20 protein-coding genes are annotated in these 21,181 nt (G+C 73.6%); 8 read left to right on the forward strand and 12 right to left on the reverse strand.

From position 1 onward, the window contains the following. Window positions 1-114: 114 nt before the first annotated feature. The 3 genes from ACFRAR_RS15010 to ACFRAR_RS15020 all read left to right on the forward strand — a co-directional run bounded on the left by ACFRAR_RS15010 (window position 115) and on the right by ACFRAR_RS15020 (window position 2,215). Window positions 115-834: a TetR/AcrR family transcriptional regulator gene (locus tag ACFRAR_RS15010; protein WP_380698472.1), complete on the forward strand. Its 720-nt coding sequence runs from the start codon at window positions 115-117 to the stop codon at window positions 832-834. Window positions 835-919: 85 nt separating this feature from the next. Further along, window positions 920-1,627, forward strand: a complete 708-nt coding sequence (locus ACFRAR_RS15015; protein WP_380698473.1) for a peptidylprolyl isomerase — start codon at window positions 920-922, stop codon at window positions 1,625-1,627. A 156-nt stretch (window positions 1,628-1,783) separates the two neighbouring features. After that, complete coding sequence (locus ACFRAR_RS15020; RefSeq protein WP_380698474.1) at window positions 1,784-2,215, forward strand: MazG-like family protein; 432 nt, start codon at window positions 1,784-1,786, stop codon at window positions 2,213-2,215. On the opposite strand, the gene ACFRAR_RS15025 is transcribed toward ACFRAR_RS15020, so the two are convergent. From ACFRAR_RS15025 to ACFRAR_RS15050, 6 genes are all read right to left on the reverse strand, one after another. Continuing rightward, window positions 2,212-3,522, reverse strand: coding sequence for a geranylgeranyl reductase family protein (locus tag ACFRAR_RS15025; protein WP_380698475.1), 1,311 nt, complete (start codon window positions 3,520-3,522; stop codon window positions 2,212-2,214). The genes ACFRAR_RS15020 and ACFRAR_RS15025 overlap by 4 nt on opposite strands. A gap of 190 nt (window positions 3,523-3,712) precedes the next feature. Then, window positions 3,713-4,408 (reverse strand): demethylmenaquinone methyltransferase, encoded by a 696-nt coding sequence (locus ACFRAR_RS15030; RefSeq protein ID WP_380698476.1) that lies wholly within the window; start codon window positions 4,406-4,408, stop codon window positions 3,713-3,715. Between the two features lie 137 nt (window positions 4,409-4,545). Further along, a complete protein-coding gene (locus tag ACFRAR_RS15035; protein ID WP_380698477.1) occupies window positions 4,546-5,133 on the reverse strand; it encodes a hypothetical protein in 588 nt (195 codons plus the stop codon). Between the two features lie 251 nt (window positions 5,134-5,384). Continuing rightward, window positions 5,385-6,116 (reverse strand): hypothetical protein, encoded by a 732-nt coding sequence (locus ACFRAR_RS15040; RefSeq protein WP_380698478.1) that lies wholly within the window; start codon window positions 6,114-6,116, stop codon window positions 5,385-5,387. 5 nt (window positions 6,117-6,121) lie between these two features. Further along, window positions 6,122-7,342 carry a cyclic dehypoxanthinyl futalosine synthase gene (mqnC, locus tag ACFRAR_RS15045; RefSeq protein ID WP_380698479.1) on the reverse strand — a complete coding sequence of 407 codons (1,221 nt, stop codon included), beginning with the start codon at window positions 7,340-7,342 and terminating at the stop codon, window positions 6,122-6,124. Window positions 7,343-7,579: 237 nt separating this feature from the next. Then, window positions 7,580-8,416, reverse strand: coding sequence for a menaquinone biosynthetic enzyme MqnA/MqnD family protein (locus ACFRAR_RS15050; protein ID WP_380698504.1), 837 nt, complete (start codon window positions 8,414-8,416; stop codon window positions 7,580-7,582). A 481-nt stretch (window positions 8,417-8,897) separates the two neighbouring features. On the opposite strand from ACFRAR_RS15050, the gene ACFRAR_RS15055 reads away from it, so the two are divergent. Next, window positions 8,898-9,101, forward strand: coding sequence for a cold-shock protein (locus ACFRAR_RS15055; RefSeq protein WP_316526772.1), 204 nt, complete (start codon window positions 8,898-8,900; stop codon window positions 9,099-9,101). A gap of 300 nt (window positions 9,102-9,401) precedes the next feature. Here ACFRAR_RS15055 and ACFRAR_RS15060 read toward each other — a convergent pair whose 3' ends face one another. Continuing rightward, on the reverse strand, window positions 9,402-10,751 hold the full coding sequence (locus ACFRAR_RS15060; RefSeq protein WP_380698480.1) for a dicarboxylate/amino acid:cation symporter: 1,350 nt from the start codon (window positions 10,749-10,751) through the stop codon (window positions 9,402-9,404). A 457-nt stretch (window positions 10,752-11,208) separates the two neighbouring features. On the opposite strand from ACFRAR_RS15060, the gene ACFRAR_RS15065 reads away from it, so the two are divergent. Beyond that, entirely contained in the window at window positions 11,209-12,417 is a 1,209-nt protein-coding gene (locus ACFRAR_RS15065; protein ID WP_380698481.1) for an MFS transporter, read from the forward strand. 465 nt (window positions 12,418-12,882) lie between these two features. Here the strand turns inward: ACFRAR_RS15065 and ACFRAR_RS15070 are convergent, their stop codons facing one another. The 4 genes from ACFRAR_RS15070 to ACFRAR_RS15085 form a co-directional block, all read right to left on the reverse strand. Then, window positions 12,883-14,058: a LacI family DNA-binding transcriptional regulator gene (locus tag ACFRAR_RS15070; RefSeq protein WP_380698482.1), complete on the reverse strand. Its 1,176-nt coding sequence runs from the start codon at window positions 14,056-14,058 to the stop codon at window positions 12,883-12,885. A 29-nt stretch (window positions 14,059-14,087) separates the two neighbouring features. Further along, the gene (locus ACFRAR_RS15075) at window positions 14,088-14,432 is read right to left on the reverse strand and encodes a DUF4229 domain-containing protein (protein WP_380698483.1); all 345 of its coding nucleotides are present in this window, start codon (window positions 14,430-14,432) and stop codon (window positions 14,088-14,090) included. 204 nt (window positions 14,433-14,636) lie between these two features. After that, the gene (locus tag ACFRAR_RS15080; RefSeq protein ID WP_380698484.1) at window positions 14,637-15,164 is read right to left on the reverse strand and encodes a GNAT family N-acetyltransferase; all 528 of its coding nucleotides are present in this window, start codon (window positions 15,162-15,164) and stop codon (window positions 14,637-14,639) included. A gap of 137 nt (window positions 15,165-15,301) precedes the next feature. Then, window positions 15,302-16,627 carry an MFS transporter gene (locus ACFRAR_RS15085; RefSeq protein WP_380698485.1) on the reverse strand — a complete coding sequence of 442 codons (1,326 nt, stop codon included), beginning with the start codon at window positions 16,625-16,627 and terminating at the stop codon, window positions 15,302-15,304. A gap of 151 nt (window positions 16,628-16,778) precedes the next feature. Between ACFRAR_RS15085 and ACFRAR_RS15090 the strand changes: the two genes are divergently transcribed. Then, on the forward strand, window positions 16,779-17,756 hold the full coding sequence (locus ACFRAR_RS15090; protein WP_380698486.1) for a GlxA family transcriptional regulator: 978 nt from the start codon (window positions 16,779-16,781) through the stop codon (window positions 17,754-17,756). Between the two features lie 460 nt (window positions 17,757-18,216). Here the strand turns inward: ACFRAR_RS15090 and ACFRAR_RS15095 are convergent, their stop codons facing one another. After that, a complete protein-coding gene (locus ACFRAR_RS15095; RefSeq protein ID WP_380698487.1) occupies window positions 18,217-18,729 on the reverse strand; it encodes an ATP-binding protein in 513 nt (170 codons plus the stop codon). A gap of 625 nt (window positions 18,730-19,354) precedes the next feature. Between ACFRAR_RS15095 and ACFRAR_RS15100 the strand changes: the two genes are divergently transcribed. Next, the gene (locus ACFRAR_RS15100) at window positions 19,355-19,978 is read left to right on the forward strand and encodes an RNA polymerase sigma factor (protein ID WP_380698488.1); all 624 of its coding nucleotides are present in this window, start codon (window positions 19,355-19,357) and stop codon (window positions 19,976-19,978) included. Continuing rightward, window positions 19,975-21,159 carry a zf-HC2 domain-containing protein gene (locus tag ACFRAR_RS15105; RefSeq protein WP_380698489.1) on the forward strand — a complete coding sequence of 395 codons (1,185 nt, stop codon included), beginning with the start codon at window positions 19,975-19,977 and terminating at the stop codon, window positions 21,157-21,159. The genes ACFRAR_RS15100 and ACFRAR_RS15105 overlap by 4 nt, the downstream gene beginning before the upstream one ends. Window positions 21,160-21,181 lie beyond the last annotated feature (22 nt).

The following is a 21,181-nucleotide window of genomic DNA, read 5'->3' on the forward strand; positions in this document are numbered from 1 at the left end:
CCACAGGGTCACGCCCCGGTCGTGGCCGGCGAGCGGGTGGAGGGCGGTGGGGTCGGGGATGACGGTGGCGGTCACACGGACTCGGTCACACGGAGTCCCCTCATAATGCAACTAATGTCGCATTACGATGAGCGCGGCATGACCGCCATCCCGCAGCAAGCCTTCATGCGACCGGAGCCGACTTTGACCGGAGACCCCCGCCCCTCGCCGGAGCCTCACACCCCCGCCTCTCGCCCCGGAGGCCGCAGCGCCCGAGTCCGGGCGGAGGTGGTCGCCGCCACGCTCGCCGAGGTCACCGAGCGCGGATACGACGGCCTCACCGTCGAAGCGGTCGCCGCCCGCTCCGGCGTCCACAAGGCGACGCTCTACCGACGGTGGGGCGGGGTGGACGGCCTGGTCGCCGACGCCCTGACGGCCTCCGCCGACCGGCCCTGGCCGGTGCCCGACACCGGAGACCTCCAGCAGGACCTCCGCCGGATCACCCGGGAGGTGCTCACCGCCTTCACCGACCCGGCGCTCGGCCCGACGCCGACCGCGCTGATCTCCGCCGCCCAGCGCTCGGACACCGGAGCGGCCGCCCTACGCTCCTTCTTCGCGGCCCGCCACCACCAGGCCGCCCAGGTGGCCGAACGGGCCGTATCCCGGGGTGAGCTGCCCGCCGGGACGGACGGTGCCGAGGTGGTCCGGGCCGCCACCGCGCCCCTCTACTACCGACTGTTCGTCTCCGGCGAGCCGCTGGACGCCCACACCGCCGAACGGGCCGCCGACGCCGCCACCCTGGCCGCCCGAGCCGGACTCTTCACACCCACCTCGACCTCCCCGGAGCAGAACTGACAAATCATCACGACACCACCGCCCCAAGGAACCACGGCCGCCCCACCCCCTACCGCATCCCCAACCGGCCGTGGATGATTCCTCCATGACAACCCCGCCGTCCACCACCCCCCGGAAGGCCCGTCACGTGAAGCGCACGCACTGGGCGCTGGTCGCTGCCGCCACCGTCCTCCCGCTCGTGGCGAGCACCGGCACCGCCGTCGCGGACACCCCCGCGACCGCCGCTCCCGCCGCCGGCTGCACCTACACACCGGCCGTTCCGGCGGACAACTTCAAGGGCATCCCGGTCTTCAACGCCAAGAAGGCGGCGAAGCCCTACAGTGCGACCCTGCGGACCAGCCAGGGCCAGATCACCTTCGAGGCACTGACCGACAAGGCGCCGTGCACCACCTTCTCATTCCGCTTCCTCGCCGAGCACGACTACTTCGACCGCAGCCACTGCCACCGCCTCACCACCCAGCGGATCTACGTCCTCCAGTGCGGCGACCCGACCGGTACCGGCAGCGGCGGGCCCGGTTACTCGTTCCCGGACGAGAACCTGACCGGCGCCACCTATCCGGCCGGCACGGTGGCCATGGCCAACGCCGGCCCGAACACCAACGGCAGCCAGTTCTTCTTCGTCTGGAAGGACACCAAGCTCTCCCCCGCCTACACCCCGTTCGGCCGGATCACCGCCGGTCTGGACGTCCTCCAGAAGATCGCCGCCGGAGGCGAGGACGACCAGAACAACCCGGGTGACGGCTTCCCCACCCTCCCGGTGAACATCCGCAACGTGAAGATCAGCGCCCGCTGACCCGGCGGGCCGGACAGCCCCGGCCCGCCACCGCCCGCCGGCACCGACCGCCCGCCGACCACGCCGACCCCCGCCGACCACCCGCCGACCCCACCACCAGCGCTCCCGTACGGTGGCAACACCAACGACACCACACGGGAGCAGGAGCAGCACCGCATGGACAGCCGGATCTGGGAGAGCGTCGACCACCTGGTCGCATGGCTGGACGAGCAGGGCACCCAATCGCCCCAGGAGGAGCGTCTGCTGCGCATCCTCAAGCTCTCCGAGGAGATCGGCGAGGTCGGCGCGGCGGTGATCGGCGCCACCGGCCAGAACCCGCGCAAGGGCGTCACCCACACCTGGGAGGACGTCCAGCACGAACTCTGCGACGTCGTCTTCTCCGCCCTCGTCGCCTTGCGGACCCTCACCCCGGACGCGGCCCGGGTCTTCGCCGAGCGCCTCGCCTACGTCGAACAGCGCTCCGCCGCCTCCCGCCACGCCCCCGAGGGGCGGCAGCAGGAGACGGCGGGGCCGGAGAACGCGGGGCCGGAGAACGCAGGGGCGGGGCCAGCGGGGCCGGAGACAGCGGGGCCGAAGTCGGACTACTAGGCGTTCGGCGCGACCTTCGCGAGGCCGTTGATCACGCGGTCCATCGCGTCGCCGCCCTGCGGGTCGGTGAGGTTGGCGAGCAGCTTCAGGGTGAAGCGCATCAGCATCGGGTGGGTGAGGCCGCGCTGGGTGGCGAGCTGCATCACCTTGGGGTTGCCGATGAGCTTCACGAAGGCGCGGCCCAGGGTGTAGTAGCCGCCGTACACGTCCTTGAGGGTGCGCGGGTAGGCCTGGAGGGCGCGCTCACGGCCGGCGTCGGTGACCCGGGCGAGGGCCTGCACGATGACACCGGCCGCGATCTGGCCGGATTCCATCGCGTAGGCGATGCCCTCGCCGTTGAACGGGTTGACCATGCCACCCGCGTCGCCGACGAGCAGCAGGCCGCGGGTGTAGTGCGGCTGCCGGTTGAAGGCCATCGGCAGCGCGGCGCCCCGGATCGGCTCGGTCATGTTCTCGGGGGTGTAGCCCCACTCCTCCGGCATGCTGGCGCACCAGGCCTTGAGCACCTCGCGCCAGTCCAGCTCGCCGAACGCCGGCGAGGAGTTGAGGATGCCGAGGCCGACGTTGGAGGTGCCGTCGCCCATGCCGAAGACCCAGCCGTACCCGGGCAGCAGCTTGCGCTGGCCCTCGCGGGTGTCCCACAGCTCCAGCCAGGACTCCAGGTAGTCGTCGTCGTGGCGCGGCGAGGTGAAGTACGTGCGGTAGGCGACGCCCATCGGACGGTCCTCGCGCCGGTGCAGGCCCATGGCGAGCGAGAGCCGGGTGGAGTTGCCGTCGGCGGCGACCACCAGCGGGGCCCGGAAGGTGACCGGCCGCTTCTCCTCGCCGAGCTTCGCGGTGACGCCGACGATCCGGCCGGTGCGCTCGTCCAGGACCGGCCCGCTGACGTTGCAGCGCTCGTAGAGCCGGGCGCCCGCCTTCTCGGCCTGACGGGCCAGCAGCTCGTCGAAGTCGGCGCGCTTGCGCACCAGGCCGTAGTCGGGGAAGGAGGACAGCTCCGGCCAGTCCAGCTCCAGCCGGACGCCGCCGCCGATGATGCGCAGGCCCTTGTTGTGCAGCCAGCCGCTCTCGGTGGAGACGTCGATACCCATGTCCACCAGCTGCTTGGTGGCGCGCGGGGTCAGGCCGTCGCCGCACACCTTCTCGCGCGGGAAGGCGGTCTTCTCCAGCAGCAGCACGTCCAGCCCGGCCTGGGCCAGGTAGTACGCGGTGGTGGAGCCGGCCGGGCCCGCGCCGACCACGATGACGTCGGCCGTGCTCTCCACGGGGCTGTCCGGCTTCGTCAGATCGGCTGCGGTCTCGGACACCTGGACACACTCCTGGAACTGCGGCGGGGGGCGGATTCGTCTCCGGCAGTCTAGTTCCGCCCACTTCACCGGATGGGCACCCGCCCCCGACCACGCACCCCGCCATGCACCCCGGCCAGGACCCCCGACCTCGCACCCCCGGCACCGGCACCGGCGCCGGCCCCTCGGAGCCCGCGCCGGCGCAGAACGGCTACGCGACCTTGTACGCCCGGTGCAGCGAGACGATCCCGCCGGTCAGGTTCCGCCAGGCGACCTTCGACCAGCCGTTCTCCTGGAGCTTGGCGGCCAGCCCCGGCTGGTCCGGCCAGGCCCGGATGGACTCGGCGAGGTAGACGTACGCCTCCGGGTTGCTGCTGACGGCGGTGGCCACCGGCGGCAGCGCGCGCATCAGGTACTCGGTGTAGACCGTCCGGAACGGCGTCCAGGTCGGGGTGGAGAACTCGCAGATCACCAGCTTGCCGCCGGGCTTGGTGACCCGCAGCAGCTCGCTCAGCGCCGCGTCGGTGTCCTGGACGTTGCGCAGCGCGAAGGAGATCGTCACCGAGTCGAAGGAGTCGTCCGCGAACGGCAGCCTGGTGGCGTCGCCGGCGGTGAGCGCCAGCTCGGGGTGCCGGCGCTTGCCCTCGGTGAGCATGCCGACGGAGAAGTCGCACGGGACGACCGTCGCCCCGGCCTCGGCGAAGGGCAGCGAGGAGGTGCCGGTGCCGGCCCCGAGGTCGAGCACGAGGTCCCCCGGCCCGGCGGCCACCGCCTCGGCCACCGCCCGGCGCCAGGCGCGGGCCTGGCCGAGGGAGAGCACGTCGTTGGTGCGGTCGTACTTGGCCGCGACGTCGTCGAACATGGCGGCGACTTCGTGCGGCTGCTTGTCCAGAGAGGCTCGGGTCACGCCCCCATTGTTCACCCTCGCCCGGACGCCCCGGCCAACGGGGCACGCCGACCTGACCGCACCCGGGCCACGCCCACCAGCCGCACCCCCGTGGCGCGGCCCCGGTGGCACCCGTCGGCCGCCGTCGGGCGAGCCCGTCAGTGCTGCGCGCGCCGTCCGCCCGCCCGGCGCTTCCGGCGGGACCGCTTGCCGTGCGTTATCGCGGGCATCCCGTCCGCCAGTGCCCCCGTCGCCAGGGCGAGGTTCGCGGCCAGCTTCCCCTGCCCGCCGCGGACCGCGAGGGCCTTGTGGTGCCGCCGGATGCGCAGCACGCAGATCACGAAGAGCACGACGGCCACCGGCACGCTGAACCTGGCCAGGCCCACGCCGACCGGCTGCGGGTAGGTGTCGCCGCAGATCCGCACCGCGCTCGGGTCGTCGGCGGCGTGCTCCAGGCAGACCGTGTCGCCGACCTTGACGCGGTCCGAGAGCGGCAGCGCGGCCGCGGTGCGCGGCTGGCCCCCGGCCCGGTAGCTGACGGCACTGTAGGTGCCGCCGCCGGTCGGGAGCTGGGTGACGACGCCCTCGGTTCTCACCGGGTGCGCCGCGATCCGGTCGGCCTGGTCGGCCTGGCGCCAACCCAGCAGGCACATGCCGACGGCCAGCACGGCGCTGAGCACGGCGGCGAGGTACCAACCACGGCCCATCCGCGGGGTGCGCGGCGGGGGAACGGTCGCGGTTCGCATGGTTCCTGTCCTGGCTTGCCGTCGGGGCCGGGGACGCGGCCCCGCCGCCCGCGGGGCACGGGCGGTGGTGTGGTGAGGGTACGGAGTGAGCTGTCCGGGATCGTATCCGCTGGCGGGCCCTCAGGTCACGACGAAGGCGCAATCACCCTCCGGAACCGGCCCAGGAGTTCGACCGCACACGAAGGAAGTCCCGTACGCCACACGGGAGTCCGGCTACTGGCGAGTACGCCGCACGCGCCGTGACAGCGGTCTCAACGCCGCCGGTACACCAACCGCCCACCCAGCACAGTGGCCAGGCACCCGCCCGGCGCCGGTACCGCGCCCCCTCCCCCGACGCTCCCGTCGCCCACGCCCTCGGTCGCGAGAACCGCGAACACCGCGAACACCGCGAAGTCCGCCCGACCACCGGCCGCCACCCGCCCGTACACGGCCTCCCTGAACGGCAGGACGGCCAACGGGTCCAGCGGCCCCACGGGCCCCGCAGGGCCCGCGCAGCCGAGCTCGCCGGAAGCCCCCGACACACCCGCGGCACCTGCGGCACCCACGACCCCCGGCAGCCCCACGACCCCCGAGCGCGCCACCGCCGTCCGCACCGAGGCCCGCTCGAAGGGCCCGGCCACCGCCGTCACCCCGTACCCGAGCATCCGTTGCAGCCCCCGCCGCGCACTGGCCCCGCACCGCGTCTCGTCCGTGGACCCGGCCAGCCCGTCCGCCACCGGCTCGACACCGACCTCCTCCCGGGGGTCCGGGTGGTACGCCCGTTCCAGCAGCCAGTGCCCGTACGGATTGCGCAGTCCCGGGGCGAGCACGGCCGCGCCCCAGTCCCGCACCCGCGCACCCGGGTGCGCGGCCGCCAGCTCCCCGTACGGCCCGACGGCCTCGACCGACTCGCCGCGCACCAGCACCGCCCCGTCCGCGATGGACGGGGCGGTGGGACCGGCCGGGTCGGGCAGCACGAACGCCGCCCGGTGCAGTGTCAGCACAGGACTCAGTTGTCCAGGATCTTCAGCTCCGGGTGCGCGGTGCCGCCCTCGATCGCCGTGGAGGAGATGTGCGAGGCCACCCGCGCGTCGACCGGGTCGTTGGCCGGGTCGTCCAGCACCCGCAGGTGCTCGTACGTGGTCGAGCGCTGTGCCGGGACGCGGTCGGCGGCCCGGATCAGGTGGATCAGCTCGGTGAGGTTGGAGCGGTGCTTGGCGCCCGCCGCCGAGACGACGTTCTCCTCCAGCATCACGGAGCCGAGGTCGTCCGCGCCGTAGTGCAGCGACAGCTGGCCCGCCTCCTTGCCGGTGGTGAGCCAGGAGCCCTGGATGTGGGCGACGTTGTCGAGGAACAGGCGGGCGATCGCGATCATCCGCAGGTACTCGAAGACGGTGGCCTGGGTCGAGCCCTTCAGGTGGTTGTTCTGCGGCTGGTAGGTGTACGGGATGAAGGCCCGGAAGCCGCCGGTGCGGTCCTGGACGTCACGGATCATCCGCAGGTGCTCGATCCGCTCGGCGTTGGTCTCGCCGGTGCCCATCAGCATGGTGGAGGTGGACTCGACGCCGAGGCCGTGGGCGATCTCCATGATCTCCAGCCAGCGCTCGCCCGATTCCTTCAGCGGGGCGATCGCCTTGCGCGGCCGCTCCGGCAGCAGCTCGGCGCCGGCGCCCGCGAAGGAGTCCAGGCCCGCCTTGTGGATCCGGGTGATGGCCTCCTCGACGGAGACGCCCGAGATCCGGGACATGTGCTCGACCTCGGAGGCGCCCAGCGAGTGGATCACCAGCTGCGGGAAGTCGGCCTTGATCGCCGAGAACGCGCGCTCGTAGTACTCCACGCCGTAGTCCGGGTGGTGGCCGCCCTGGAACATGATCTGGGTGCCGCCCAGCTCGACCGTCTCCGCGCAGCGGCGCAGGATCTCGTCGAGCTCGCGGGACCAGCCCTTGTCGCTCTTCGGCGGCACGTAGAAGGCGCAGAACTTGCACGCCGTCACGCAGACGTTGGTGTAGTTGATGTTGCGCTCGATGATGTACGTCGCGATGTGCTCGGTACCCGCGTAGCGGCGGCGGCGCACCGCGTCGGCGGCGGAGCCGAGCGCGTGCAGCGGCGCCGAGCGGTAGAGCTCCAGCGCCTCCTCCGGGGTGATCCGGCCACCGGCGGCGGCCCGGTCGAGCACGGCCTTCAGGTCGGTGCTGGACGCATCGAGGGTGGTCGCTGCGAGCTCGGTCACCTGGCGGCCTTCTCTCTCTCAAGTGCTACTGGGGTACGGCCGAACCAGCCTACGCCAGCACATTCCGGCGCCCGCTCCAGCCCGCTGAACTGCGGCCGGACCGCGCTGGACCCCACCGCGCCGGACCCGCCTCGCCGGCCCCCACCGCGCCGGACCCGCCTCGCCGGCCCTGCCGCGCCGAGCCCGGCCGGCCCACCCCGTCGAGCGGTGGATCCGGCCGGGCCAGGGCCCCGGGTCCTACTGCCCCACCGGCAGCGCCACCGGCTCCAGCAGCCGCACCGCCACGTCCGGAGCGAACCCGCTGTCGTGCGCGACCCGCCGGGCGAACTCCGCGACGCCGTCCAGCTGCCGCTCGCCGAGCGAGAAGTCGAGTGCCTCGCTGAAGTACCGCTCCAGCACGTCCGCCCCGAAGGCCTCCCAGCGGGCGGCCTGCTCGGCGACCTTGGCGGCCTCCACCAGCGACAGGTCACGGGACTCCAGGAAGGCCCGGTGCACCGCGGCGGTCAGCTCCGGGGCGCGCTCGGCGAACTCGCGGCGCACCGCCCAGACCGCGAAGACGAACGGCAGGCCGGTCCACTCCTTCCACATCTCGCCGAGGTCGTGGACGGTCAGCCCGAGGTCGGCGGCCTGACCGAGGTAGGCGCGCAGCGCCGGGTCGCCGATCAGGACGGCGGCGTCCGCCTCGGCGAGCATCGCGCTGAGGTCCGGCGGGCAGCTGAAGTAGTCCGGGCGCACGCCCTCGCGCTCCTCCAGGAGCAGCCGGGCGAGCCGGACGGAGGTGCGGCTGGTGGAGCCGAGGGCGACCCGGCGGCCGTCGAGGTCGGCGAGCGGCACCTTGCTCACGATCAGGCAGGACATCACCGGGCCGTCGCTGCCGACCGCGATGTCCGGCAGGACCAGCAGGTCGTCCGCGTTGCGCAGGTACTCCACGCAGGTGATCGGACCGATGTCCAGCGCCCCGTCGACGAGCTGGTCGCTCAGCTTCTCCGGGGTGTCCTTGGTGAGGTCCAGGTCGAGCAGGTTGCCGGTCCTGGCGAGCCCCCAGTAGAGGGGAACGCAGTTCAGGAACTGGATGTGGCCGACCCGCGGCCTGACCGGGGTGTCCGTCGGCCTGTCCGGACCGTGGTCCTGGGGCTCCCGCGTCCGCGCGTCCGGTGTTGGTGCTTCCGGTGCTGCCACTGCGCCGCTCCCTTGCTGTTCGTGCTTCCCCCGCAGCGTATGCCTGCTGTTCACGGCGGCTCGCACCGGCCGTCCGGACACGCTCGTTCACGCGCCCCGGACGGGTCTTTCCACGCCCGCTCCCGCCCTTACGACACGCGCCTTCCACACCGCAAATGACCTCTGGTCGTCACAGCGGCCGCATGCTAGCGTTGCCCTCAGTTGCAGTTTGATTCCCCTTGCAGTACTTGAAGCCTGCGGAGCATGTAACCGCAGGCTTTTTGTAGTTTTTCAGCAATATCGAAAAATTTCGGACTCGTCCGGAGGCAGGGCGATCAGCGCAGCGGACCGGGTGTCACACGGTGTGGCCCCCGACACGCATCGCAAGGAGAACGGCATGGCTCAGGGAACCGTCAAGTGGTTCAACGCTGAGAAGGGCTTCGGCTTCATCGCCCAGGAGGGCGGCGGCCCCGACGTCTTCGTTCACTACTCCGCCATCAACGCGAACGGCTTCCGCTCGCTGGAGGAGAACCAGCAGGTCACCTTCGACGTCACCCAGGGCCCCAAGGGCCCGCAGGCGGAGAACGTCAGCGCTGTCTGACCATCCTCTGATGATCTGATCGCTCGGGACCCGCACGGGTCCGTCGGCGGCTCCCGACAGCCGTCACCGTGAGCACAAGAGCAGTACCCAAGGGGGCCCGCCCGTCCGGCGGGCCCCCTGCCTTTTCGAGTCGCGGTTCGAACGCGAAGTTCGGACACGGATCGAAGGAATGCGGAAAGGGCCCTCTCCCGTCACCGGGAGAGGGCCCTTTCCCTCTTGTCGGTCGAACGTCCCCTCAAACGTCCGACCGGACATCCGAACGGCCTCAGGCCCCGGAGGGCCTCAGGCCTCGGACGGCGCTCAGACCGTGGCCGGAGTCGCCCCGCCCTGCGCCGCGACGGCGGCGGCCGGCTTGGCGTCCTCCTCGTACAGGTCCCCGGACGGGTTGTTGTACGCGGCGACGTCCAGGATCCGCTCCCGGGCCGCGACCACGATCGGCACGACGACCTGGCCGGCGACGTTGGTCGCGGTGCGCATCATGTCCAGGATCGGGTCGATGGCGAGCAGCAGGCCGACGCCCTCCAGCGGCAGGCCCAGGGTGGACAGGGTCAGCGTCAGCATGATGATCGCGCCGGTGAGGCCCGCGGTGGCGGCCGAGCCGACCACCGAGACGAAGGCGATCAGGATGTAGTCCTTGATGCCCAGCTCGATGTTGAAGACCTGGGCGACGAAGATCGCGGCGACGGCCGGGTAGATCGAGGCGCAGCCGTCCATCTTGGTGGTGGCGCCGAACGGCACGGAGAAGGACGCGTACTCGCTCGGGACGCCGAGGCGCTCGGTGACGCGGCGGGTCACCGGCAGGGTGCCGACCGAGGAGCGGGAGACGAAGGCCAGCTGGATCGCGGGCCAGGCGCCCTTGAAGAAGTGCACCGGGTTGAGCCCGGCGGCGAAGCGCAGCACCAGCGAGTAGACGACGAACAGCACCAGCGCGCAGCCGAGGTAGATGTCCAGGGCCAGCGTGGCGAAGGGCTTGAGCAGGTCCCAGCCGTACTTGGCGACGGACTTGCCGATCAGGCCGAGGGTGCCGAGCGGGGAGAGCCGGATGACCCACCACAGGGCGGTCTGGGTCAGCTCCAGCACGGACTCGCTGAGCTTGAGGACCGGCTCGGCCTTGGCGCCGAGCTTGATGACCGCCGCGCCGACCACGACCGCCAGGAAGACGATCTGGAGCACGTTCACCTTGGCGAACGAGTCGACGATGTTGGTCGGGAAGATCCCGGTCAGGAAGTCGATCCAGGTGCCCTTGGAGTCGAGCGCCTTGAGGCCCTCGGTCTTCAGGTTGGTGCCCTCGCCCGGGTTGGTCAGCAGGCCCAGGCCGATGCCGATGCCGACCGAGATCAGCGAGGTGATCATGAACCAGAGCAGCGTGCGGGTGGCCAGGCGGGCCGCGTTGGTCACGTTCCGCAGGTTGGCGACGCTCACCACGATCGCGGTGAACACCAGCGGCGGCACGGCGACCTTGAGCAGCTGGACGAAGATCTTGCCGATCGTCTCCAGGGTGGTGGCCAGCCAGGAGATGTCGGCGGCACGGGCCAGGTAGCCGAGGCCGACGCCGAGCACGAGGCCGGCGACGATCTGCACCCAGAAGGGCGTCTTGCGGATGCGGGTGAGCACGGACGGCGACGAGGTCGCCTCGGGCGCTGTGGACATGGGGGAGCTTCTCCGGGGGAGGGCGTTGCTGACGGTGAGGTGTGGAGCGGAGGAGGCGGCACGGCGCGGGGCCGGACGGGAGAGGTCGGGCCCCCGGCTAGGGGCGTGCCGCCGCGATACAGCTCATGGCGCGACAACGGCGCGGGCTGTCCACAGCACCGGCCAGAGCACACGGGCGAGCGGCGCCGGGCAGCGGGCCCGGGCCGTGCATCCGCAGTGCGTCTGAGGCTGTCATGGCCGATACGTTAGCAGTAAAGGTTTGAGATGTTCAAAGGACTTGTTTGAGGTTACGCAGAGTTTCCATCCTCCCCGGACTCATCACGGGGCATGACTCCGGACACGAACGAAGCTGACGCACCATCAGATCACCATATGGGTCCGATTGACCGCTCGACGGTTATACGTATAACCTCGGCGGCGTCCTCGCCCACGCCTGCCCACCCCGGAGAAGACGCCGATGGGCTACCTCGCCCTGCTCCGAGCCCCGCACGTCACCCGCCTCCTGCTCGGCACCCTGCTCGGCCGCCTGCCCGCCGGCATGACCGCCCTGGTGATCGCCCTCGCCCTGCGCGACGCCGGAGTGCCGTACGGCCGGGTCGGACTGGCCACCTCCGCCTACGCGATCGCCGCCGCCATCGGCGGGCCGGTGCTCGGACGGATCGTGGACCGCACCGGACAGCCACGCGTCCTGCTCGCCTCCGCCGTGGTCGCCGGCGGCGGGTACGCACTGCTCGCCCTCGACCCCGGCTCGGCGATCGGCGCGCCCGTCGGCGCCGCGATCGCCGGGCTCGCCATGCCCCCGCTGGAACCCTGCCTGCGCTCGCTCTGGCCGGACGTGGTCGAGGAGGAGCAGCTGGACACCGCGTACGCCTTCGACTCCGCCTCCCAGCAGACCCTCTACGTCGCCGGACCGCTGGCCGTCGCCGCCATCTCCGGACTGTTCAGCCCGGTCGCCGCGCTCTGGGTGGCCGCCGGACTCGGCCTGGCCGGCGCACTGATCGTGGCCACCACCGGCCCGGCCCGGACCTGGCGCGCCCCGGTCCGGGAGAAGTCCGCCGGACTGCTCGGACCGCTGCGCTCCCCCGGCCTGGTGCTGCTGCTCGTCGGACTGGGCGGCGCCGGCTGGGCGGTCGGCGCCCAGAACGTGCTGTTCATCGCCTACGCCGAGCAGCACCCCGGCGCGCTGCCTGGCGGCGGCGGCGCCCTGCTGGCACTCGCGGCGCTCAGCGGCCTGATCGGCGCGCTCGCCTACGGCGCGGTCAGATGGCGACAGAGCACCGCCACCCGCACCTGGGTGATGGCCCTCGTGATGGCCGCCACCTACCTGCCGCTGGTCACCCTGCCCGGGCCGTACCCGATGGCCGCGCTGGCCTTCCTCTCCGGGATCATGCTCGCCCCGCTGCTGGCGGCGGCGTTCGTCCTGGTCGCCGAACTGGCGCCGACCGGCACCGTCACCGAGGCCTTCGCCTGGCTGGTGACCCTGTTCGCCACCGGCAACTCGCTCGGCTACGCCGTCTCCGGCAAGCTCGCCGAGGGCTCGCTGCGCTCGGTGGCGCTCTGCGCGGTGGGCGGGATCGCGCTCGGCGGACTGCTGCTGTTCGGCGCCCGGCGCTGGTTCCACCCGGCCCCGGCCGCCCCGGCCGCACGGCCCGTCCCGGTGGGCTGACCCACCCCCACGAACGACCGCGCCCACCGGTGGTCTGGCCGGTGGGCGCGGTCTTTTTTTCCTCCCTACGGGTGATCAGCTGTGCCGGCCCCGACGGCGCCGAGCGATCACGGTGAACAGCGCGCCGACGCCCAGGGCGACGGCGGCGAGTACGGCCGGCAGCAGGCCGGGCCCACCGGTGTGGGGCAGCTCGCTGCCGCCCTGGCCCGGGCCGGGCCGGGCCGCTGCGGGTCCTGCGAGGGTGCGCCGGGTTCACCCAGGCTCGGGGGCTCGACCGAAGACGGGCCGTTCGACGGACCGTTCGACGGAGCGTCGCTCGGGGTGCCCGTCGGGGTGTTCGACGGCGTACCCGTCGGAGTACCGCTCGGGGTACCCGTCGGCGAAGCCGAGTTCGCCGGCGAGGCCGTAGCCGTCGGAGAACCCGTCGGAGTCGGAGTCGGCACCACCCTGCGTGACGAAGGGCGATCAGCTCACCGGGGCCGTGGAGGAGCGCAGCACCAGTGAGGTCGCCAGCGGCGCGACCGGCGCCACCCGCTCCCCGCGCAGCAGCGCCGCCAGCGCCGCCGCACCCGCCCGGCCCAGCTCCTCGCCCGGCAGGTCGACGGTGGTCAGCGGCGGGGCGAGCAGCGCGGCCACCGCGACGTTGTCCATGCCGACCACGGACAGGTCCTCCGGCACCCGCAACCCCCGCTCGGCGGCGGCCTGGTAGACCCCGGAGGCGACCACGTCGTCGTCGCAGATCACCGCGCGCGGCCGGTCCGGCCGCTCCAGCAGCCGGCCCGCCACAGCCCGCGCGGCCCGGTGGCCGTCGTTCAGACTCACGCCCAACTCCACGACGTCCAGGTCGAGTTCGCGGACGGCACGCTCGAAGGCGGCCTGCCGGACCCGGAAGGTGTACGCGGCGTGGCTGGAGCGCAGCCGGCCGATCCGGCGGTGGCCGAGCGCCGCCAGGTGCTCGACCGCGGCACGCATCCCGCCGGCCACGTCGAGCTCGACGGTCGGCCGCGCCCGGTCGGTGCCGGGGTCGGCGTCCAGGAAGACGGCGGGGGTGTCGGCGGGCAGCTCGCCGAGCTGACTGTCGTCCGGGGAGCAGATCAGCAGGCCGTCGAAGCGGCCGGCGATGGCGGCCCCGGCGAGGGTGTCGCGGCCCCAGCCTGAACTGACCACGACGGAAAGGCCGTTGCGGCCGGCCTCTTCGTGGACGCCCTCCAGCACCCGGCCGAAGAACGGGCCCTGGAGGTTCGGCACGGCCAGCAGGATCATCCCGCTGCGGCCCAGCCGCAGCTGCCGACCGGCCGCCTGCGGGCGGTAGCCGAGGCTGTCGGCGGCCTCCCGGACCCGCTGCCGGGTGGCCTCGGAGACCCGTCGGCCCGCCTCGCCGCCGGAGAAGACCAGGGAGACGGTGGCCTGGGAGACCCCGGCGAGCCGGGCCACGTCCCGCCCGGTGGGCCGGCGGACGGGGGCCGGCCAGGTGCCGCGCGCCTCCTCGGCGGGCGGCGGCCCGGACGACGATCCCGAAGCCGACCCGGACGGCGGTTCGGACGTCGGCTCACGCGACGGCTCGGACGTCGGCTCAAGCGACAGCTCCAGCGACGGCTCGGCAGGCGGCTCGGACGGCGCGGAGTCTCGGATGGCGGGCACGGCGGCTGTGCTCGGGGCGGGGCCGGGGGTCAGCTCTGGCGGGCGGTGGCCGCGCGGGCGGCGTCGTCGGCGGCGTCCTCCTCCGCGTTCTGCGCGGCGATCCGCTCGGCGGTGCGGCTGCGCAGCCCGGCGACCTTGCCGCCGACCTGGGCGGACATCGCGTCGCGCTGCTTGCTCAGCAGCGCGTAGCTGAGCGGCGCGGAGGCGATCGCGGCCAGCAGGAACAGGAAGATCATGCCGGCTTCGCCGCTCACCGGGATGACCTGGAAGTGTCCGAGCAGCAGGGCCACCAGCAGGCAGCCGAGGAAGATGCTGACCCGCATGGAGGTGTAGCGGAGCGTGGCGTGCGACTTCTCCGGGCCGTTGCTGGTCACTGGACACTTCCTTCTTCGGGGCGCGGGCGAGGGCGGGTCCTCCAGTCAAGCATGCCTGACGGGCGGCGCGGGGCACGGGGCACCCGTCCGGTCGGCGCCGCCCCGTCCGGCCTCGCGCCTCGCCTTGCCTCGCCTTGCCTCACCTCGCGCCCGGAGGCGGAACGCGCGGGGCCGGAGCCGGAAGGCGCGGGGTGGGGGCGGAAGTCAGCGAAGGTCGAGCCACATGGTGATGTCGTCGCGGTCGTCCCCGGGGGCGACCCTGATCGCCGCCGGCACCCGGCCGACCTCGCGGTAGCCGCTGCGGGCGTAGAACCGCTCCAGCCCCAGCCCGCCGCGCGCGGTGAGCCGCAGCGACTCCAGGCCCCACTCCCGGGCCACCCGCTCGGCCTCGGCGAGGAGCTGCGCGCCGTAGCCGTGGCCCTGGAAGTCCGGGTGCACCATGACCCGCTTGAGCATCCGCCAGTGTTCCATGAGGTCGAACCGCATCGACTCGAAGAACAGCACGCCGACCAGTCGGCCGGTCCCGCTCTCGTGTGCGGCCAGCAGTCGGTCCGGGCCGTCCGGCTCGACCCCGGCGAACTGGTGGTCGGCGGTGTTCCAGACCTCCTCCTCGCTGACCGGAGCCACGAAGCCGACTGCCCCGCCGGCGTTGGTGACATCGGTCCAGAGCCGGACGATGTCCGCCCGCAGGTCCGGGTCGAGCTTCGGGTCCAGGGTGAAGGTGAGGGCCATGGGCCGGAGCCTAGACCTCCGGTATGACAGTCCTCCCGGGCGGGCCCGCACGACCCGTCCCACCACCCGCCCGTTCGCACCACCCGCCCGACCGCCCGCCCTGACCGCACCACCCGCCTGACCGGCCGCCCGGACCGTCACGGAAGCGCCGGCACCGCCTCGCCGTCGCGGTCGTCGCGGCCGGTGCGCAGCGCCAGGCAGAGCCCGACCGCGACCACGCACAGCGCCCCGGCGCCGTACCAGGTGAGGTCGTAGTTGCCGAGCGCGTCACGGGCCAGTCCGGCCAGCCCGGCGACGACGGCCGCGCCGATCTGGTGGGCGGCGAGCACCCAGCCGAAGACGATCGGGGCGTCCTCGCCGAAGTTCCGGCGGCACAGTGCGACGGTCGGCGGCACGGTGGCCACCCAGTCCAGGCCGTAGAAGATCACGAAGGCCAGGATCGGCGGCTGGAGCGAGCCGGCCAGCAGCTGCGGCAGCAGGAGCAGGGACAGTCCGCGCAGCCCGTAGTAGACGGTCAGCAGCAGCCGGGAGTCGACCCGGTCGGTGAGCCAGCCGCTGAAGACCGTGCCGAGCACGTCGAACACGCCGATCAGGGCGAGCAGGCTCGCGGCGGTGGTGACCGGCATGCCGTGGTCGTGCGCGGCCGGGATGAAGTGGGTGCCGACCAGTCCGGCCGTGGTGGCGCCGCAGATCGCGAAGGAGCCGGCCAGCAGCCAGAACGCCCGGCTGCGGGCGGCGTCCCGCAGCACCCGCAGCGAGCGGGTCAGGGCGCGGCCGTCGGCGACCGGCGCGGGAGGGGCCTCGGTCGCGCCGTACGGGAGCAGGCCGAGGTCGGCGGGCCGCTCGCGCATCAGCAGCAGGACCGGGACGGCGACGGCGCTGGCGGCGAGCGAGACCACGACCACGGCCGAGCGCCAGCCGTGTTGCTCGACCAGCCAGGCGCCGACCGGCAGGAAGACCAGGTTGCCTGCCGCGCCGGCGGCGGTCAGCACCCCGGTGACCAGGCCCTGGCGGGCCTGGAACCAGCGGCCGGTGATGGTGGTGGCGAAGGCGCCGGCCATCGATCCGCTGCCGAGGCCGACCAGCACGCCCCAGCAGAGCACCAGTTGCCAGGGTTCGCGCATCAGCATGGTCAGCCCGGCGCCGACCGAGATGGTCAGCAGTGCGCAGACCACCACCAGCCGGACCCCGAAACGGTCCATCAGGGCGGCGGCGAAAGGCGCGGTGAGGCCGTAGAGGGTCAGGTTGACGGAGGTGGCACCGGAGATCGTCCCGAGCGACCAGCCGAACTCGTTGTGGAGGGCGTCCATCATCAGGCTCGGCGTGGAGCGGAAGCCGGCCGAGCCGAGCAGGACGAGCAGGGAGACGGCGGCCACCACCCAGGCGTAGTGCACCCGGGGGCGCCGGGCCGGGGCGGGTGGTTCGGAGCGGGAGACGGGGACGAGGGCGCTGCGTTCGGTCACCCTGACGAGTGTTCCGGGGTGCCCGGAAGCTGACGAGTGGCCCGAATGACAGCTTTCGCAAGAATCGGGCCACCGTCGGCGATACCCTGGCCCGGGCAGCGCGGCCGCCACGAGGGCGGCCTCTCGAACACCGGCGCCCGAGGGGGACGGCATGGCACACCTGGTCGCGGTACTCGCCCTGGAGGGCGTGATCGCCTTCGAACTCGGCATCCCCGCCCGCATCTTCGGCGGCGCCAGGGACCCGGCCGGGCAGCCGCTGTACGAGGTGGCCACCTGCACCCTGGACGGCGGTCCGGTCACCACCAGCGCGGACTTCCGGGTGCTGGTCGACCACGGGCCCGAACTGCTGGAGCGGGCCGACACGGTGCTGATCCCGGCCTCCGCCGACTCCAGCCCGGCCGTCGCCGACGCCTGCTTCACCCCGGCACTGGCCGCCGCGCTGGCCCGGATCCGGCCCGGCACCCGGCTGATGTCGATCTGCACCGGCTCCTTCATCCTGGCCGCCGCCGGCCTGCTGGACGGCCGCCCGGCCACCACCCACTGGCGCTACACCGAGCGCTTCGCCCGGCTGTTCCCCCGGGTGCGGCTGGACCCGGACGTGCTCTACACCGACGACGGCGACATCCTCACCTCCGGCGGGGTCGCCGCCGGGGTGGACCTGTGCCTGCACGTGGTGCGCCGCGACCACGGCAGCGCGGTGGCCAACGCGGTGGCCCGCAACTGCCTGGTGCCGCCGTGGCGCGAGGGCGGCCAGAAGCAGTACGTGGAGGCCCCGAGCCCGGCGGACTCCGGCGCCGGCGGCACCGCGGCGGTGCGCGCCTGGGCACTGGAACACCTGGACGGGCCGCTGGCGTTGCGGCAGCTCGCCGACCGGGCGGGGATGAGCGTGCGGACCTTCACCCGGCGCTTCCGCGAGGAGACCGGCGCCAGCCCCGGGCAGTGGATCACCACCCAGCGCACCGAGCGGGCCCGGCAGTTGCTGGAGCGGACCGATCTGACCATCGACCAGGTCGCCCGGGAGTCCGGTTTCGGCACCGCGGCCTCACTGCGACTGCAGCTGCGCGGCCGGCTGGACGTCGCGCCGAGCGCCTACCGGCGAACCTTCCGCACCGTCACCGAGAGCCGGTGAACCCACGAACCCTACAGAACCCGGAACCCCGGAACCCCGGAACCCACGAAGCTCCCGGAACCCGCGAAACCCTGACCCGCCGGTGGCCGAAACCCGTCGCCCCCCGGCGTCGCATTGGATGGCGGCAGGCCGTGCGCACCCCGAGCGCACCACGGCAAGCCGCCATCCAACCGCGGCGCGCGAGCCCTGAACCCGCGCCGCACACTCCGCACTCGCCAAGGAGCGGGCCTCGACCGGCCGCCGACGGTCCCCCTCGCTGGCACGAATTCCCTGGACAGCAACACCGCGGCGGTGGACGGACGTCCCCTCGGCGTCCCCTCGCGACGGAGCGCCGCACCCAAGCGTGATCAGTCGGATACGTCACGTCAATGGGTAGTCCGAAATTCGGAATGGTTGCGTCACCTTTCGGCCGGTGATCAGAGCCGTGATCGGCACCGCCCGACAGCCGCCGCGAAAGCCGCTATTGCGCCAAAGCCACCCAGTCCACGTCGGCCAGCGGATCGGCCGGGTGGGCATCGCCGCCGATCTCGCACCAGACCCGCTTGCCCTCGCCTTCCGGGTACCAGCCCCAGCGTTCGCAGAGCAGCTCGACCAGTTCCAGGCCCCGCCCGTTGGTCGCGTCCTCGTCCGCTCCCGCGCGCCGCGGGGCCGGGGCGGCCCGGCTCGCGTCGGCGACCTCGACCCTCAGCAGCGGGGCGGGCGGGCCGCCGGCCCCCGGACCGCCGGCCCCTGCCGGTCCGTCGCCTCCTCCCGGCCCGTCGACCACCGGCAGGCAGAGCCGCAGCACGGCCGGACAGCCGGTGTGCACCACGGCGTTGGTCACCAGCTCCGAGACCACCAGCACCACCGTCTCGGCCATCGGCGCATCCGGGTCCACCCCGTGGTTCAGCAGCCGCGAGCGCACCCACCGGCGGGCCCGGCCGACCTCGGCGGGGTCAGCCTGGACCGCCAGCTGTACCTGAAGAACCTGCACCGCTCCACCACCCGCACTCGCAGTTCGGCCTGAGTCCCGATCGGGCCGGCTCGGCCGGCCGGCGGACCCCCGCGCGTCGCCCGGCGCCACCCGGGCCGTACTGCCCGGGCGTCCGCCCGGTCCGTCCGCCGGTGCCCGACTCGTCCGCGTCGTCCCGTCGGCCGGGCACCGGCCGCGACACGAATACGCCTCAGGATGGGCGGGGCGGCGGACCTCAGCAAGCGCTTCGGGCATATTCCGGCGATCGGGGGACAGCGCAGTGCATACTGTCCCGCTCACTCTGGCGAGCCTCGTACCGGCGCTCGGCCGACCCGGGCCGACCTGCCGGTCCCGCGGTCGGGAACCTACCGCCCGGCGCCCCCGGCGCCCCGTCCGCCACTCGCGAACCACCCGTGCGACATGTGTCCGCCGGCTCTCCGGCAGCGGCACCGGCGGACCGCCCCACCGACCGGCCGTCACACCATCCGCCGATCCGGCCCCGGGCGCCCGCGCGGACGGTCCCGTACCGGTGAGGACGACGGTCCGCACCGGACGGTTCCGCTCTTGCCCGAATCGCCCCCGGCGCCGCCCGGCCGCAAGATACCGTTGGGTACGCCAGCGAACCCGGGCAGGAGGGTGGTTCCCGATGGCCACCCCGGAGCGGAACCCGCGCTGGGACGAGCAGTTGCAGCGCCGCCTCGCCCGCGGCGAGGAGACGGCGCTCGGCGAGCTCTACGACCGGCTCGCGCCGATGGTGCACGGCCTGGCCGGACGGATACTGGCCGACCAGGCGGCCGCCGGCCAGCTCACCCGGGAGGTCTTCGCCCATGTCTGGGAGCACCCCGAGGAGTTCGACCCCTCCCGGGGCACGCTGCGCTCCTGGCTGGGCGCGCTGACCCACCACCGCGCGGTCGCACGGCTGCGGGCGCGGCGCGCCGCCGAACGCGGTCCGGACGGCGACGGCGGGCCCGCCGAGGCGGAGATCCGCGCCGTGGCCACCGCCGCGCGGATGCGGTTCGTGGCCGACTCCCTGCCCGGACCCCTGCGTGAGACCATCGCGGTGACCTACTACGACGGCCGCACCTACCCGGAGACGGCCCGGCTGCTCGGCATCAGCGAGCAGGCCGCCAAACAGCGGATGCGGCTGGGTCTGGAGCTGCTGGCCACCGAACTGGCCGACGAACGCGCCCGCCAGGACGACGGAACCGGGAACGATCCCGGGGACGGAGACCGGGACGGCGCCGGGTACGGGAGGAGCGGGGAGACGTGAGCAGCACCGAGGAGCAGCACGACGCCCTGCGCTCACTGCTCGGCGCCTGGGCCCTCGGCGCCTGCCCGCCCCGCGAGGCCGCCGAGTTGGAACAGCACCTGCGCGAGTGCCGGGAGTGCGCCGAGGAGGCGGCCCGGCTGCGCGAGGCGGCCGGCTGGCTCTCCCACGACGAGCCGCTGGACCAGCCCCGCTCGTTGCGCCGGCAGGTGCTCGACTGGTGCCTGACCCGACGGCCGGCCGACCTGCCCGTCCCCGCCTGGGGCATGCCGTACACGGCGGAGACCGCCAAGCTCGACGCGCTGCTGTGCGACCTCGGGCCGGAGGAGTGGCAGGAGGTGGTCGAACTGCCGTGGCACGGCGGCACCGTGTGGCTGCGCCCGGCCGAGGTGCTCGGCCACCTGACCGCCGTGGACGGTTTCCTGGCGCTCGCCCTCGGTCTGCCCGACCCGGTGCCGGCCGCTCCGGGCCTGCCCGCCGCGCCGGCCGGGCGGCGGGTGCCGCCGCAGGTGCCGGCCGCCGGGCCGCCCGTGCCGCGCGTCCCGCCGCAGGGCGGTCCGTACAGCGCGATCACCTCGCGCACCGCGCGGCTGATCGCCGACCAGAGAGAACTGTCGCCGCGGTCGGTGCGCTCCCGCTGGCGGCGGCAGACCCACGACCTGGTGCGCAGCGCCGCGCTGGTCCCGCAGGGCAACACCCCGGTGGACTACGGCTTCGCGGTGCTGCCGCTGCGCGACGCCTTCGTGGACCGCGCCTTCGAGTGCTTCGTGCACGGCGAGGACGTGGCCCGGGCGGTCGCCTACCCGTACGATCCGCCGTCGACCCAGCACCTGCGGCAGATGGTGGAGTTGGTGGTCCGGCTGCTCCCCCGCGCGCTGGCCGGGCAGCGCGCGGCCCGCCCCGAGCACGCCGGGGCGCCGGGCGCACCGCGGGGCGGGGTCCGCACCGCCCGGCGGGTGCGGCTGGTGGTCGACGGCCCGGCGGGCGGCGAGTGGCTGATCACCCTGGACGAGGGCGACGGCGGCGGCGCCGAACCGGTGGCCTCGATGGTGCTGGACGGCCTGGAGCTGTGCCAGCTGGCCGCCGCGCACCGCGACCCGGACCGGCTGCCCGTCGGCGAGCACGGCGACCGGGCCGCGGTCCGCGAGGTGCTGCACGCGCTCCCGCTGCTCTCCCGGCCGTAGGACCGTCGGGCGGCAGGGCCGC

It is taken from the genome of Kitasatospora sp. NPDC056651 (genome assembly GCF_042792155.1).
Classification (GTDB): Bacteria; Actinomycetota; Actinomycetes; order Streptomycetales; family Streptomycetaceae; genus Kitasatospora.